This is a genomic window from Aquiflexum sp. TKW24L, from assembly GCF_023502205.1.
GTDB lineage: Bacteria > Bacteroidota > Bacteroidia > Cytophagales > Cyclobacteriaceae > Cognataquiflexum.
On the sequence record NZ_JAMFLG010000028.1, the window covers coordinates 12,648 to 27,362 of the forward strand.

General features: G+C 41.8%; 13 protein-coding genes. 4 read left to right on the top strand and 9 right to left on the bottom strand.

All coding sequences use genetic code 11. The features are described 5' to 3' along the window. Positions 1 to 520: 520 nt before the first annotated feature. The 4 genes from M3O96_RS16285 to hemG all read right to left on the bottom strand — a co-directional run bounded on the left by M3O96_RS16285 (position 521) and on the right by hemG (position 3,773). A complete protein-coding gene (locus M3O96_RS16285) occupies positions 521 to 739 on the bottom strand; it encodes a hypothetical protein (protein WP_249722312.1) in 219 nt (72 codons plus the stop codon). A 31-nt stretch (positions 740 to 770) separates the two neighbouring features. After that, positions 771 to 1,070 (bottom strand): hypothetical protein, encoded by a 300-nt coding sequence (locus M3O96_RS16290; protein WP_249722314.1) that lies wholly within the window; start codon positions 1,068 to 1,070, stop codon positions 771 to 773. Positions 1,071 to 1,572: 502 nt separating this feature from the next. Beyond that, on the bottom strand, positions 1,573 to 3,099 hold the full coding sequence (locus tag M3O96_RS16295) for a serine hydrolase (RefSeq protein WP_249722316.1): 1,527 nt from the start codon (positions 3,097 to 3,099) through the stop codon (positions 1,573 to 1,575). Positions 3,100 to 3,245: 146 nt separating this feature from the next. After that, positions 3,246 to 3,773: a menaquinone-dependent protoporphyrinogen IX dehydrogenase gene (gene hemG, locus M3O96_RS16300; RefSeq protein WP_249722317.1), complete on the bottom strand. Its 528-nt coding sequence runs from the start codon at positions 3,771 to 3,773 to the stop codon at positions 3,246 to 3,248. 263 nt (positions 3,774 to 4,036) lie between these two features. Here hemG and M3O96_RS16305 point away from each other — a divergent pair, with 263 nt between their 5' ends. The 4 genes from M3O96_RS16305 to M3O96_RS16320 all read left to right on the top strand — a co-directional run bounded on the left by M3O96_RS16305 (position 4,037) and on the right by M3O96_RS16320 (position 8,174). Continuing rightward, positions 4,037 to 5,569, top strand: coding sequence for an ethylbenzene dehydrogenase-related protein (locus M3O96_RS16305; protein WP_249722319.1), 1,533 nt, complete (start codon positions 4,037 to 4,039; stop codon positions 5,567 to 5,569). A gap of 127 nt (positions 5,570 to 5,696) precedes the next feature. Then, positions 5,697 to 6,089, top strand: coding sequence for a hypothetical protein (locus M3O96_RS16310; RefSeq protein WP_249722321.1), 393 nt, complete (start codon positions 5,697 to 5,699; stop codon positions 6,087 to 6,089). 11 nt (positions 6,090 to 6,100) lie between these two features. After that, complete coding sequence (locus M3O96_RS16315; protein ID WP_249722323.1) at positions 6,101 to 7,111, top strand: DUF5777 family beta-barrel protein; 1,011 nt, start codon at positions 6,101 to 6,103, stop codon at positions 7,109 to 7,111. A 316-nt stretch (positions 7,112 to 7,427) separates the two neighbouring features. Continuing rightward, positions 7,428 to 8,174: a DUF3575 domain-containing protein gene (locus M3O96_RS16320; RefSeq protein WP_249722324.1), complete on the top strand. Its 747-nt coding sequence runs from the start codon at positions 7,428 to 7,430 to the stop codon at positions 8,172 to 8,174. 84 nt (positions 8,175 to 8,258) lie between these two features. Here M3O96_RS16320 and M3O96_RS16325 read toward each other — a convergent pair whose 3' ends face one another. From M3O96_RS16325 to cysD, 5 genes are all read right to left on the bottom strand, one after another. Beyond that, entirely contained in the window at positions 8,259 to 8,849 is a 591-nt protein-coding gene (locus M3O96_RS16325; protein WP_249722326.1) for a precorrin-2 dehydrogenase/sirohydrochlorin ferrochelatase family protein, read from the bottom strand. Positions 8,850 to 9,258: 409 nt separating this feature from the next. After that, positions 9,259 to 10,062, bottom strand: coding sequence for a uroporphyrinogen-III C-methyltransferase (cobA, locus tag M3O96_RS16330; RefSeq protein ID WP_249722328.1), 804 nt, complete (start codon positions 10,060 to 10,062; stop codon positions 9,259 to 9,261). Next, entirely contained in the window at positions 10,059 to 12,161 is a 2,103-nt protein-coding gene (locus M3O96_RS16335; RefSeq protein ID WP_249722330.1) for a ferredoxin-like domain-containing protein, read from the bottom strand. The genes cobA and M3O96_RS16335 overlap by 4 nt, the downstream gene beginning before the upstream one ends. A 206-nt stretch (positions 12,162 to 12,367) precedes the next feature. After that, positions 12,368 to 13,624 (bottom strand): sulfate adenylyltransferase subunit 1, encoded by a 1,257-nt coding sequence (locus tag M3O96_RS16340; protein ID WP_249722332.1) that lies wholly within the window; start codon positions 13,622 to 13,624, stop codon positions 12,368 to 12,370. A 147-nt stretch (positions 13,625 to 13,771) separates the two neighbouring features. Then, the gene (cysD, locus tag M3O96_RS16345; RefSeq protein ID WP_241139895.1) at positions 13,772 to 14,671 is read right to left on the bottom strand and encodes a sulfate adenylyltransferase subunit CysD; all 900 of its coding nucleotides are present in this window, start codon (positions 14,669 to 14,671) and stop codon (positions 13,772 to 13,774) included. Positions 14,672 to 14,715: the final 44 nt, after the last annotated feature.

Consider the following 14,715-nt stretch of genomic DNA (forward strand, 5'->3'; position numbering starts at 1 on the left):
GCTACTGATCCGGCTTCCGGAGAAGCAGGACAGCTACTGATCCAGCTTTAGAAGAAGCAGGATTACAGCCATAATTTAGCCTGTTGGGCCATTGATAAAAAGTTTAAGCCCAAACTTAAACGTTTAACTTTTTATCCTGAAATCACATGATGTCACTGCTACGTTCCCTTACACTTCCTCTATACCCTAGTATACCTTCAGCCTACCTTCCCCTACCGATACTCCGTGTCCCAGCTAGGGATACTCCGTGTCCCAGTTAGGGATACTCCGTGTCTGGGTTACCGTTTAGCTACCCCGGAGCGGATCCTGATAGGTATTTTCGCTATTGAAGATGCATAGTGGTCCCTGATTAAGAATGACGACAACCTACATTCAGAATCATGAATTCAGTATTCTGAATTAAAACCCATTTTAAGAGAATTAATCGGATTGGTCGTAGCCTTCTTAACCGAATGAAAAGCTAAAGTAAAGATGCTTCATACCCATCGTTTTGAAATAGTCGTCTCCCAAAGTGATTAAACTACATCAACCCCTTTTTGTATTTGACAATTTCCCAAAAACCCAACAACTGTTCCTTTTGGTCAAACTCAAAAATCAGGGAAATCAATTTCCCAACCGGTTTGGCATGTCTAAAATTCTCCTTGTATGCATTGCTTACAGGAAGATCAAAAATTCCGATGCGGGATTTTTCGGTGAAATAAAAACTGGTTTTAGGAGTTTTCCCCCGGCAGAAAGCCAAAAAATCAATTCAAAGAAATGGCAAATTTAAGCTATTCACTTTTCGGGAATTTTTTCTCTTTTTCATCAAAATAGATCCCATCTGTTTCCATATCGGAGATGGTGCGCTTTATGGTGCTTTTGAATTTTTCTTTGGTTTTTTCAGGAATTTCATCATCCTCAAAAAAGGAACTAAGCACGTTGAATAAAGCTGCTCTGGTAAAACCGGATGCCTTTTCAAATTCATAGGGTTTCTGCTCCATTTGGGTAATTTCCTTTATAGAAGTGACTATAAAAATTACAAAAGAAACAACGACCAATACTGTCAATATAATTATGTCTAAATTTTCCATTTTACCTTTTCATATTAAATATTATCAAAAAGCCCAAAATGGTCGGACACCACAAACCAATAAAAATAGCCTTCATTGGTTCATTTTGAATGAGATAATAATATTCTGATACTCCGATTAGAACTACCACCAATACCATTAATACAATTTCGGATTTTTTAAATTTCTTCATCTATTTTAAAATTATTTTTTAGTGTGCAGTTTGTCGAAATATAAATCGGAGATTTTACTTTTAAAAGTAACAATCTGTGATTCACAGAACAAATCAATTTTAGAATTTGCTAATTAATGTGATTCTAACTCAGCTTTAAGCAGAATGTTTTTAAGTATATGATTTTATGTTAGTTGCATTCATGGAAGCTAGGCAGCTGAGGTGAAAATCACCAAGAATAAGGAACAAGAAAAAAACAGATACGCCACACTTCCATTTCGACAAGCAACTATTGCATTACCAACTTCAGGTCATGCAAAGGCCAATTCATAACGCTGAATTCATCATTTTTTACCTCACCTTCTTTGGCTTCAATTCCTCAAAGAAAATGTCATCATTGGGAACTTGGAATTCCAGTCCGGTGACTTTCATGTCGTTGTCGGTCTGGAATTTGACCGTTCCCAAGCTGAACCAGGCATGCTTTTCGTTCCATACGATTTCCCATACATCATAATGCCAATGCCGTAACGTCGCAGAAAGGCGAGGTGAGTTTTCAAATTCAAGCAAGAGCACTCCGTCTTCAAGAGAGACAATGATATTGCCATACACTTCAGTATGGTAGATGCCGGCATAGGCAGAAAGTGCAAGGGAGGGTTTGGTGCCCATCACCCGTTTGGCTTTCATGTCAGCGATGCGGGTATCCTTCTTATGGTTTTCATTGGTCCTGACAAGTAAGTCTGCCGACCAATCCTTCGTGCCTGTTCCCAAAAATTGGTCAAATGCATAATAGGTAGCGGCCATGATGGGGCTTTTGTGGCCGTTGGTCAGGACGGCAATGCCGAGGTTTTCTTCAGGAATCATCGTCACTGCAGTGATCATCCCGTCAAATCCACCTGTATGGCCCACCATCAGTTTTCCATGGAAATCTCCTAGGTTCCAACCTAAGCCATAGGCTGCAAAATGTCTCCCCAAGTCGTTCTTTGTAGTATGGTCCACCGGAAAATTGTTGTGCGGTGTCCAAACCATGTTGCGGGTGGATCTGATTAGCAGGGTGTCCTTGCCATGGATGCCATGATTCAGGTTGAAGATCATCCATTTGGCCACGTCATTGACCGAAGAGATGATGCCACCTGTGGCTCCGATTTCATTCCAATCTTCAAATTGAATCGGGAAGTTTATGTCATTTTCCCTTCCATGTGGCGTGGTAATGTTATTTGTACTTTCTAATTCCCGTGCGGAAGTCAGTGTCCTGTTCATTTCCAAGGGAATCAGGATTCTTTCTTTGACATTTTCGCCCCAAGTTTTGCCTGTGATTTTTTTGATAAGCTCGCCGGCGGTGATATACATCAGGTTGGAGTAGCCATATCCGGCACGGAAATCATAGGCCTGTGGAAGTTTTCCTGCGAGTTTGATCATGTTTTCTGCACTCATCTCAGATTTATACCAGATCACATCTCCGCTGAAGGTACCCAAACCTACCCTATGGCTGAGGATATCGCGCACGGTAACCTGACTGCTGATCCAGGGGTCATTGTAGAGTGAAAAATAGGGGAGGTGGTCTTTGACCCTGTCGTTCCAATTCAGTTTTCCTTCCTGCACGAGCATCCCGATGATCGCAGAGGTGAAAGCTTTGGAATTGGAAGCAATTGCATAAAGGGTGTTTTCATCCGGTTTGCCAGGTTTGCCGGTTTCGATAAGGCCATAGTTTCCGGTAAAGACCAACTTGCCGTCCTTGACGATGCCGATGCTAGCTCCCGGTACATCCCAATCCTGTACCATTTTGGCAAAGTAGGCATCGAGTTTTTTGAGGTCTTGGGAATATAATTGGTGTACAGAAAAGGAAAAAATGATCAAAAGTAGGGAGAACTTGTTTTTCATATCCGGCTTGATTTAGAAGTATTGAAGATACACCTGAAATGGATCACTTCAAAAAACCGGATTTCTTTAATATGCATAAGAGATCATTTTCAGTACGGTGGTCTTCGACACTTAAATTTTCTCTTCGATTTTCACATTGGATAGCATCACAACTTTTTGAAATCCTCTGCAAAAGCATCTACCCTTTTCCAATCAGTATACTCAATGGCAGTTTTGGGAAATATTGGACCTTTGGTAATGACCATGATAAGTCGGATCAAAAGCTTGTCCGAAAATTTGTATTTGGAATAATCCAGCATCCCTGCAAATACTCCGACAAGGGAGGGTTTCCAAGTGATGCTTTCCAAAAACTTTTTGACATAAGGGTTTGTGTCTGCACCATTTTTTTCTGGCTTTCTTGCCACAAGATTGACCGATAAAAATGCTGCTTTCTTGCTGTTGAGCATTTCGGCGTTGTCATTGATTAGCTTTACAATGGCCTCATTGTGCTTCCCGTATCGGATACTGGAGGCGATGATTATTTTTTCATATTGCTCAAGGTTTCCTTTGAAAGCGTTTACAGGAAATAAATGAACTTCCTCATTGCCGGTATTGAGAATCTTGGAAAGATGGTTGCATATTTTCATTGTCTGTCCATCTACTGAGGAATAAACGATAAGGGTGGTTTTTTTCATTTGATGGGAGTTTTTTCTTTCAAGTTTGGGTTTATCAACCCTTCAAAGGAGGTTATTTTTTTCATATTTTAATTTGAAAATCATTAATTGGTTATATCTAAATAATAAATAGTACAATCATAGATAAAAACTATGGATTTTCAACTATGATAAAAGTCATGTTTCAAAATGTTTTTGGTCAAGCTCCTCTATTTTTTAATGGCCTACCTTCATTTCTAATAATTATGCATGAACTATTCAACCAATCTTTAAAAATTTGACTTATGGGGCTTTTAAAAACAGGCAGTAAACCACTATGGCTGGTACTGCTAATCACATTTCTCAGTCTGGGTTTCATCGCTAGTTGTACCCATGAAGACACGTTGAACCCTAGTGATCCGGATGTTCCGACATTGGGACAATTGGACAAGCAAGTTCGCGTTCAGGTAGCTTATAATGCATCAGAAGTTGCATTTAAGTTTGTCTGGAAAACCCAAAAGAAGCTTTACCCTACAGGTCAGGCCAATGTCGGGAAAAACTACCCTATGCAGTTCCATGATATGCTTCAGCACAATGGGACAAGGTTTGACAGACTTGCGTCAGACCGAAGATTAGAAGAGGATCGGATAACCTTTATGATTGACAAGCAGGAAGGCGGAATACAGGGATATGCAAGGATGGGTTGCGGTATTACATGCCATACTGGAATGACGGATCACCGTCTTTTGACCAATGCAGTTTTGGATCATTGGCATTGGAGGGGAGCACGAAGCGGCCCAATGGGGTATGCTGAAGATGTTGCGGTGGATAATGTTTCGCGGATTAGAGATGATTTAGGAACCATGCCGAGCAAATTTCTACGTTCGGGTGGAGATAGATTTAGAGAAGATCACGGAGCGATCACAGGTACAGGTCACCCGGTTTTGGTAGATGGTCTGCCTCGATTTGTCTTTAATAAAGGGAAAACCCTTCCGGGTGGTTTTGTTATACCGGGATTTTTTCTCCCAAATAGATCAAATGCTACCATGATCGATGCACATATTGATATACCTCAGATCAAAGACGTATCCAAGAACATCAGTTTATTGGTAGTGTACCAGGATCGTAATTTTGATCCCGTCGAAAAAGTCAACGCCATAGACTTGGGATATTTGGCATGGCTTGCCACAGGATCGCTTACCCATCTTCCGGCTCATTTGCGTGATGAGACTACCGCAGATTTTAATGTTTGGAAGAATTTTTGGGCAACCGAAACCAATATCTCAACCGCACCGGCAGCCATTACAAAACTTGATCAGGTTCACCAAGAATGGGTAGCCTCAGGCAAAAAGGCAATGGTCACCCGTAGTGTTGGTTTTATTTACAATTCTGACCAGCATGACATTTCCTCTGAAAGGGAATTCAATGCAGAAAGAGATGAGTGGACGGTAATTCTAAAGAGAAAACTTGCTACGACCTCCACCAAGGATGCCAATCTAGCCACACTCCCTAATGGAGGAAAATTCACAGTCAGTTTTGCCATGCACGACTCCGGAGCAGGATCCGAAACACATGATATTTCATTGCCCTATGAGTTATCCAACCTAGAGGGTGCGGATCTCAAGGCCAAGCAGGTTTCGAATATCTCCGATGTCGATTGGAACACTGTTCCTGCATTGGATACTTATTGGGTGAAGCAGGCAGTCATGCCAAAATTCACAAACGATTGGCTGAGGAGTGGAGCGCACCCTGGATCAGGGAGCATTGAATCTACCAAGTGTATCACCTGCCATACTGAGAGCAATAATGTGATCTTCACACAAGGTGTGTTGAACTAACAAATTGTATCCGGAAAGCAGACAGAATATGGGGGAGAATAATCAGGGAATTTTTGTTCGATGTAACCCTAATCAATTCTCCCCCAGATTTTGAAAGAATCTAAAACACAATTAAATCTGAAGAACCATGAAATTCAAAAATATACTCGTGGCGTTCTCGACCTTGCTCATTTTTACCTTGGTCCTGAATTCTTGCTATTACGATCAAATTGTTCCAAAGCCACCGGATCTAGACAGTGTAGGTCCACAGACTTTTAGCGGGGATATTATCCCGATTTTTAACCAAAGTTGCAATAATGCAGGGTGTCATAATGGCGCAGTCAGACCTGACTTAAGACCGGCAAATGCCTACAATGCATTGATTAACGGAGGTTATATAAACACCGATTCACCGGAATCAAGTGAATTGTACCAATGGATGAAGGGAAACCGCTCAATTCCAATGCCTACCTCAGGACCAAATTCTGATTATAACAACAGGATATTGAGATGGATTACTGATGGCGCTTTAAATAATTAATTAGACAGAATATGAAAAAGATAAAAACAATAAAAATAAATTTTTCAGTCATTTTCTCTTTTGTGATTATGATGGCCCTGAGTGTTGGCTTGATGGCCCAGGAAGTGGAGAAGGAAGAGAAAAAGGTTAATCCAGAAGAAGAGGTTCAGACACTTTACATTCATAGTCGCCCGCTCCAAAGAGTAGGGAATACCTTTGAAAGTACCTGGCTGATAGACAACCAAACTGTGCTGGTCCCTCTGAGGAAAACATTCCAGTTTGATATTCTCCACAGATTTGGAACGGTAAATAATGGTTATAGTGACTTTTGGGGACTTTATGCCCCTTCCAATATTAGATTGGGTTTTGCATATACACCAATAAACAACCTCATGGTAGGTTTTGGCTTTACCAAATTCAACCTGCTTTGGGATTTCAATGCGAAATATGCTATTATGAAAGAACAGGGACCCAATCCCAAACCTGTAAGCGTAACGTACTTTGTCAACATGGCAGTGGATACCAGACCATCTGAAAATTTTACCTATAGTTCAGACCGCTGGAGTTATTTCCATCAGATCATGGTGGCCAAAAAGTTGAATAGGGATTTGTCAGTACAAGGTTCTTTGAATTTCAGTCATTTTAATGCTGTAGAGGCTTTTATTAACCCAGAAGGGGACAAGCAAGCTTTAATGAACAACGACCACTTTTCATTTACCATTTTGGGAAGATATAAAGTATCTGATGCGCTTTCATTTATCGGAAATTACGATCAACCGATTACCCAGCACCCTACCAATAACCCCCATCCCAATGTTTCATTGGGTTTGGAATTGGCCACCCCATTGCATGCCTTTCAAGTATTCTTAGGAAATTACCAATGGATAGTTCCCCAGCATAATAATTTCCTGAACAACAATAATTTTGCACAAGGCCAATATTTGTTGGGTTTTAATATCACCAGATTGCTCGATGTGAAAGAAGAAAATCTGAAAGACATGGTTTTCAAAGAAAAAAAGGGAAGTAAGAAAAATAAAAAATGAAAGTTAGGTTGAAATGGATTGTTAAAAAGCATCGGCTAAGTCGGTGCTTTTTTGGTTTCTAGTAATTTAGAAAAGTAATTTACGATAGATAGATGAGACATTTCAAGGTGTTTTTGCTATAAATTGACAATCTTCATTTTGCCATAGAATTTGCTTTTCTTTAATCCATTCAAAGAAAAAATATGATCTAATTAAACCTTAAATTTGGTGAGGTCAGTCCCTGAAAAACACGAAATATCACTGTCAAAATAAGTTTCTGACAACCACTTAATGTTCACTTAAAAAAAGGGAAAGTTGAAACCAGAATAAAATTGTTATGGAAAAGCTCATCAAAGTATTCGTGTTTTTTGGATTGGTTTTATTTTCATTTTCATCCTTTTCCCAAAGGGAGGATTCTGTATCTAGAAAAAACGTCATCAAGTATAACCTGAGTGCCCCCGCTTTGTATAACAGTGCATTTTTGTTTCAATACGAAAGGGTACTCAATCCAAATCGGTCAGTTTCTGTTCAAGTAGGTCGCATAACTTTGCCAGAGCTCCTCAAAAGATTTGAAAATGTTCAGAAGATATCTAATGCGGAGCAATTCGGATACAATGTCACCTTTGACTACAGATTTTACCTAGCCAAAGAAAATAAATACAATGCCCCACGAGGTGTTTATATTGCCCCGTATGCCTCAATTCACCATTTTAAAAACATCAAGGATTTTGAAATTCAGAGTGCGGAAACAGATGAATTTGAATCTGTTACCCTCAATTCCAAAATGAATATCCTCAGTGCAGGAGTGGCTTTGGGATATCAATTTGTGGTATGGGACAGGATGACATTGGATTTTTTGGTCTTGGGCCCTTCTATCTCCAATTACAATGTGGAAATGGCTCTGGATGGGGATCTACCTCCTGTGGAACTAGATGAAAACCTCCAACTGATCATTGAGCACATTGTAGATAGAGTTCCTTTTTTAAACAACTTGTTGGAGGACAGAGTCGCGGAATTTGATGGCAGGACAAACATATCTACTATGGGATTCAGGTATTCGGTTGGCATTGGTTTCCGGTTTTAAAATCAAACCGAAAGCCAAAATCACACAATTGGTTACAAAAACGTGAAAAAAATCACACAATCGGGACCAATTGTGTGATTTTACTCAATATTGCCCTGACTTCTCTTTGTTGACCAAACCTTCCGTCAGCTTGTTCAGGGCCTCGACCTTATACTCAAAATCTCCTTTTAAAGTCTCCCGGTATTTGTTGATGTTTTCCACCAATTCATTGATGTCCTCAGGGATGACTTCCTCGAGTAGCTGACGCAAACGCTTGGCAGTAGTTGGGGATTTGCCGTTGGTACTGATGGCGATTTTGACATTTCCTTTGGTAACAATTCCTCCTAAATAAAAATCACAGAGGTCCGGCGTATCTGCCACATTGACCAATAAAAATCTTTCTTTGGCTTGGTCATGAATCAGCCTGTTGACAGCCTTGTCGTCTGTGGCCGCGATGACAATATGCTTTCCCCCAAGGTATTTTTCATGGTAGAGATCCTGGATCATCGTGACATAAGGATTGTCTTTTGCCAAGGCCAAAAAGTCTTCATTGAATTCTCTGGAAACAGCCGTCACCTGCGCCTTTGGACTACTTTTGAGCAGGAAAGCCAACTTCTCCGTGCCCACAAACCCCCCACCTACCAAGAGCGTATTCAATTGGTGGACTTTGAGGAAGATGGGGTAGAGGTGGTTCATATTTTACTAGAAAATTTAGAAATAAAGTGGAAATAAAGTAGAAATACTATAGAAATATGGTGGAAATAAGGTTGATATAAATTGAAATATTAAAGAGAGATACGTAGAAGTATGCTTGATATAAATTGAAATATTAAAGGGAGATATATAGAAATACAGTTGATATAGGTTGAAATAAAAGGAGAGACGTTCTACTTGGTCTCTAAGCCTATTTCCACATATCTCACGCAGTATATTTCAACTTTATTTTGCGAAGCCTATTTCCACTTTATTTCCCATAGTATATTTCGCGCAGCCTATTTCCAGTTATTTCACGTAGTATATTTCAACTTTATTTCGCGAAGCTTATTTCAATTTTATTTCGCGAAGCTTATTTCCACTTTATTTCACGTAGTATATTTCGCGCGGCCTATTTCAACTTTATTTCACGAAGTATATTTCTACTTATTTCAATATCTGCAAATTCCTGGTAAATTTCTTTGAGTAGGTAACTTTCCTTCACCACTTCCCCAATCACAATCACAGCAGGGCCACCGATACGGCTGTCGGATACTTTGCTTTCGATGTCGTTGATCGTTCCTGCTACTATTTCTTGATCGATTGTGGTTCCGCTTTGGATCATGGCAATAGGGAGGGTTCCCTTTCCTGCTATTTGATAGACTTTGACGATTTCGGGGAGTTTTTTGGATCCCATCAATACCACTACTGTAGCTGTAGATTGGGTGGCCAATTGCAGGTCGCGTGACAATTCACCCGAACTTGTGGTTCCTGTGATTACCCAAAAACTCTCAGCCACTCCGCGCTTGGTGACAGGAATTCCCGCCGCCGCCGGAACAGCCACTGAAGACGATATCCCCGGAACCATTGCCGTCGGAATCCCGAAAGCCGAGATGTAATCAATTTCCTCCGCCCCGCGCCCAAAGACAAAGGGATCTCCACCTTTCAACCTGACCACATGGCCATATTTTAGGGCATATTCCACGCAAAGCCTGTTGGTGTCATCCTGTGGATTTACTTGGCTGCCTTCCCGCTTTCCAACAAATACCTTGATCGCATTGTCAGGGGCATGCTTTAGGAGTGCTTTGTCGATCAAAGCATCATAAAGGACGACATCGGCATTATTCAGTGCCAAGACACCCTTTAGCGTGATCAGTTCAGGGTCGCCCGGACCCGCACCGACCAAGGTTACTTTTGGTTTAATAGCTTGAATCATGCTGTTACCTCCTGTTCTCTGTAAGCGCTGATCGCGTCAAATACTTTGATGGCCTCTTTGAAATATGCTTCTGCAAATTCTTGGGAAGGCTCATTTTTGTTGATTTCATAGACTACTGAAGCCAAGTCTTTTTCCAAGCCGATTTTTCCTGTTTGGATAAATGTCTCGTCAAACAATGCTACAATGTTTGCATAGGAATTGGTACTTTTGCTTTCGCTGAGCAAGATGGCTTTTGCAGCATTTACGATAGCAGCATAAGTGTGATAGATGCTGTCAGACCATCTTTTCTCCACCAATCCTTCTTTGGAAAGCTCGAGTTTTTCTCTTGCCTCCAAAAGTAAAGTCGCTACCAAGTCAATCACCACTCCGGCACATTCCCCAACACCAACTGCTACTTTATACGCCTCCTCATGTCCCCAATCGACCTGATCGGCTTCGGTAATAGTGGAGGTTTCTGTCAATACTTTCAAAATATCGTAGAAATAGATATGTCCAAGACGGTCATAGTAATCCAAAAAGGATTCAGTACCGTTGGCATTTTGCTCAAAATCTGCGATCAATATCCGCAATGCCTCAGGCCCGCGGCGGCTTGGAACTTTGATGACTTTGTCAGCAAATCTTCCCTGTCCATTGCCCAAGGTTCCGCCTCCAAGTAAAACCTGAAGTGCCGGTACTACCACTTTGCCTACCTTCATGGACATCCCCTGAAACCCGATATGGGCCATGTTATGCTGTCCACAGGCATTCATGCAACCAGATATTTTGATCGTCAGGTCTTTATTTTTGAGGTACTGCGGATATTCTGCAAGGATTACTTTCTCCAATTCTCTTGCAATACCGGTACTGCTCGCAATGCCGAGGTTACAGGTATCTGTTCCCGGGCAAGCCGTGATGTCTCCGAAAGTATTGTAGCCGGCATCTGCCAAACCTATTTTTTTCAATTCCTGGTAAAAGAATGGAATGGCTTTTTCCTGAACATCGCGGATAAGGATGTTTTGCCTGAGCGTAAATCTCAGCTCATTGTTTGCATAATTTTTTATCAGGTCGGCGATCTGCCTTGCTTGGGGGGTGTAGAAGTCTCCCAAGAAAACCTTTACGCCGATCGATACAAAGCCTTTTTGCTTCTGAGGTAGTAGATTGGTGAGTTTCCATTGCTCATAAGCGAGGTCCAAAGGCTCTTCCAACTCGGGAACTTCCGGTTGAAAGAGCTGTTTGGAATTCTCATAGTCGTCGTGGTTTATGGGATATGTTTTGAATGGAAGGGCTTTTTGTTCTTCTTTGACCAAATCAAGAAAAGCCTCCAATCCGATATCTGAAATCAGAAATTTCATTCTTGCTTTCAACCTTCTTGACCTTTCTCCATGTCGGTCAAAAACCCGCAATACACCTTCGATAAAAGGGATCAATTCATCTATTGGAAGAAATTCAGTGATCAAGTCAGCATGTCTCGGCTGTGAACCAAGTCCACCGCCAAGCATGACTTTGAAACCGCGGATTTCTTGGCCGTTTTCAGTTTTTACTTTTGGGATAAAACCCAAATCGTGGAGGTAAGCCAATGCAGTGTCTTCATCCGAAGCAGAAAAAGCCATCTTGAACTTCCTGCCCATTTCCTGGCAAACAGGATTTCTCAAAAAATATTTGAAAACCTCATCTGCATACAAAGTGACATCAAAAGGCTCCTTGGGATCGACTCCGGCAGTCTCAGAAGCGGTTACATTCCGCACAGTATTGCCACAGGCTTCGCGTAAAGTCACATCGTCTTTTTCTAATTCTGCCCACAATGCAGGGGTTTCGTCCAAACTCACGTAGTGAATCTGAATATCCTGACGGGTAGTAATATGGAGTCTACCTGTAGAATATTTATCCGAAACATCTGCAATCCGCCTCAATTGTTCGCCGGTCGCTTTGCCATAAGGCAGTTTGATTCGGATCATCTGTACACCCGGCTGCCGTTGTCCATAGACGCCACGGGCAAGGCGGAGGCTTCTGAATTTTTCTTCATCAATCTTGCCTTCTCTAAAAAGTCGTATCTTTTTTTCCAGTTCGAGAATGTCTTTCTCAACAATTGGATTTTCTATTTCTGTCCTGAAACTTTGCATCTTTTGAATCTTTGTCCCCGAGGAGGGAATGTGGTATTATGGAATTTAATCTGTCGACATCGACTTGTCAGTATTGAAATAATGTTGAAATATGCTTTGCGAAATATGCCTTCGGCGAAATAATTTTGCATATTTTGAGCTTGTTTGGCAGTCGGGTGCTTTTTTATATTTCAATTTATTTCCATCTATTTCTATTTATTTCAGTTTTAATCAATAAACCCAATTCCCACCGTATCATAACTTCCTTCGTCGATCAGGATAAACCTGCCGTTGGATTTGTTGTCGTGGTAGGTGTCGAAGTGGATAGACTTGCTCAACCTGAAATTTACCTTTCCGATGTCATTCAGTTTGAGTTGGGAGGCAGGAACTTCCCCTGTGAAATCCGTGTGGATCACAGAATCAATACTTTCAACCTTTGCCAAAACCCTGTTGGTGCCATGCTGAAGCGTGTATTTATCTCCGACTTTCAAAGGCTTTGAATTGACTTGGCAGATCGTTGCGGAGATTTGCTTTTCAGATTTTGGCAGTTCGCTGGACTTTACCAACATGTCGCCTCGGCTGATGTTGACTTCATCTTCCAATGTGATCGTGATGGAAGCTCCGGGCAATGCCTCGGAATACTCCTGATCGAAGAAATGGATGGTTTTGATTTTGGATTCGGTGAAGGAAGGCAATACCGTCACTTCGTCGCCCACCTTTAGGCTGCCGCCATAAAGTTTCCCAGAGAATCCCCTGAAATCATGGAAGGCTTCCGTCCTAGGTCTCGTGACATACTGGATCGGAAATCTAGCCACTGTGCTTTCGTGCAAATCCGATGGTTCCAAGACCTCTAGATGGTCCAAAAGTGTGTTGCCCACATACCAAGGCATGAGTTCAGAATGCTTTGCTATGTTTTCTCCTTTCAACGCAGAGATCGGAATGAAGGTGATCTGATCAGTTTTGAAGTCGCTCTTTTCTACCAAAACTTCAAAGTCTGCCTTTATTTTCAAGAAAACATCTTCGTCGTAATTGACTAGATCCATTTTATTGATAGCAACGACGACATGCCCAAGACGGAGGAGGTTGCTGATAAAGAAATGCCTATTGGTCTGCTCGATCACGCCTTTTCTGGCGTCAATGAGGATGATCGCCACCTGTGAAGTGGAGGCGCCTGTCACCATATTTCTGGTATACTCCACGTGTCCTGGAGTATCGGCAATGACAAAATTGGTTTTGGCAGTATTGAAATAGATATGCGCCACGTCAATAGTAATGCCCTGCTCGCGCTCTGCAATCAAGCCATCTGTTGCCAAAGAAAAATCTAGGTAATCAAACCCACGCTGACGGCTGGTTTTCTCGATAGCTTCCAGCTTATCGGTAGTCAGGGATTTGGTATCATATAGCAACCTTCCGATCAAGGTACTTTTGCCATCATCCACCGATCCTGCTGTTGCGATTTTTATAAGTTTTCTATTGTGTGTCATGGGGAAATGGTAATTGAGTTAATGGTTATTAGGTTATTGATCCTCGGACCACTGACGACGGACTATGGCTGAATCTAATTTTTTGACCAATCTGTCTCACGTCTCATGTCTAGTGTCTCACGTCTCACATCACGTCTCACATCTCCTTTAAAAATACCCGACTTTCTTCCTGCTTTCCATGGCTGCTTCGGAGCGTTTGTCGTCGATTCTCGCTCCCCTTTCGGAAATCGTTGAATCCCTGATTTCTGCTACCACAGCCTCTAAAGTATCAGCATCTGAAAGCACGGCCGCAGTACAGGTCATGTCGCCGACGGTGCGGAACCTGACCATTTTCTCAAATACTTCCTCGTGGGATTCTCTATACACATGCTCATTTGCGGTCCAAACCATCCCGTCACGGAAGAAAACTTCTCTTTTGTGGGCGAAATAGATGGAAGGAATGGCGATGTTTTCAGTTTTGATATATTCCCATACATCTAATTCAGTCCAGTTGGAAATCGGGAAAACCCGCACGTTTTGTCCCTGATGGATTCGACCATTAAGCATGTCGAACAACTCAGGGCGTTGGTTTTTTTCATCCCACTGTCCAAAATCATCCCTTACAGAAAAGACCCTTTCCTTAGCCCTTGCTTTTTCTTCATCCCTTCTCGCCCCGCCGATGCAGGCATCAAATTTGAATTCCTCGATGGCATCCAAAAGGGTAGTGGTCTGCAAGGTATTTCTGCTTGCATATCTTCCTCTTTCCTCGGTGACTTTGCCTTGGTTGATGCTGTCCTGTACGTTGCGGACGATCAGTTCAAGACCCAATTCTGCAACCAATTGATCACGAAACTCGATGGTCTCCGGGAAATTATGTCCTGTGTCAATGTGCAGTAAAGGGAAAGGAATCCTCGCCGGATAAAATGCCTTTTGGGCCAATCTGACCAAAGTGATAGAATCTTTTCCTCCCGAAAAAAGCAGGACCGGTCTTTCAAACTGTGCCGCCACTTCCCTCAGGATATGGATCGATTCTGCTTCTTTGGGATTAGGTATGAATAGGTTTGACATGTCTTTTTTAATTTTTTTTCTCAAATCTCAAATCTCAAATCTCG

Excerpts from the sequence above, each read along its gene's own strand:
- cysD (WP_241139895.1), bottom strand. The coding sequence starts at position 14,671 with ATGTCAAACCTATTCATACCTAATCCCAAAGAAGCAGAATCGATCCAT.
- M3O96_RS16340 (WP_249722332.1), bottom strand. The coding sequence starts at position 13,624 with ATGACACACAATAGAAAACTTATAAAAATCGCAACAGCAGGATCGGTG.
- M3O96_RS16335 (WP_249722330.1), bottom strand. The coding sequence starts at position 12,161 with ATGCAAAGTTTCAGGACAGAAATAGAAAATCCAATTGTTGAGAAAGAC.
- M3O96_RS16315 (WP_249722323.1), top strand. The coding sequence starts at position 6,101 with ATGAAAAAGATAAAAACAATAAAAATAAATTTTTCAGTCATTTTCTCT.
- hemG (WP_249722317.1), bottom strand. The coding sequence starts at position 3,773 with ATGAAAAAAACCACCCTTATCGTTTATTCCTCAGTAGATGGACAGACA.
- M3O96_RS16310 (WP_249722321.1), top strand. The coding sequence starts at position 5,697 with ATGAAATTCAAAAATATACTCGTGGCGTTCTCGACCTTGCTCATTTTT.
- M3O96_RS16320 (WP_249722324.1), top strand. The coding sequence starts at position 7,428 with ATGGAAAAGCTCATCAAAGTATTCGTGTTTTTTGGATTGGTTTTATTT.
- cobA (WP_249722328.1), bottom strand. The coding sequence starts at position 10,062 with ATGATTCAAGCTATTAAACCAAAAGTAACCTTGGTCGGTGCGGGTCCG.
- M3O96_RS16290 (WP_249722314.1), bottom strand. The coding sequence starts at position 1,070 with ATGGAAAATTTAGACATAATTATATTGACAGTATTGGTCGTTGTTTCT.
- M3O96_RS16305 (WP_249722319.1), top strand. The coding sequence starts at position 4,037 with ATGGGGCTTTTAAAAACAGGCAGTAAACCACTATGGCTGGTACTGCTA.
- M3O96_RS16295 (WP_249722316.1), bottom strand. The coding sequence starts at position 3,099 with ATGAAAAACAAGTTCTCCCTACTTTTGATCATTTTTTCCTTTTCTGTA.
- M3O96_RS16325 (WP_249722326.1), bottom strand. The coding sequence starts at position 8,849 with ATGAACCACCTCTACCCCATCTTCCTCAAAGTCCACCAATTGAATACG.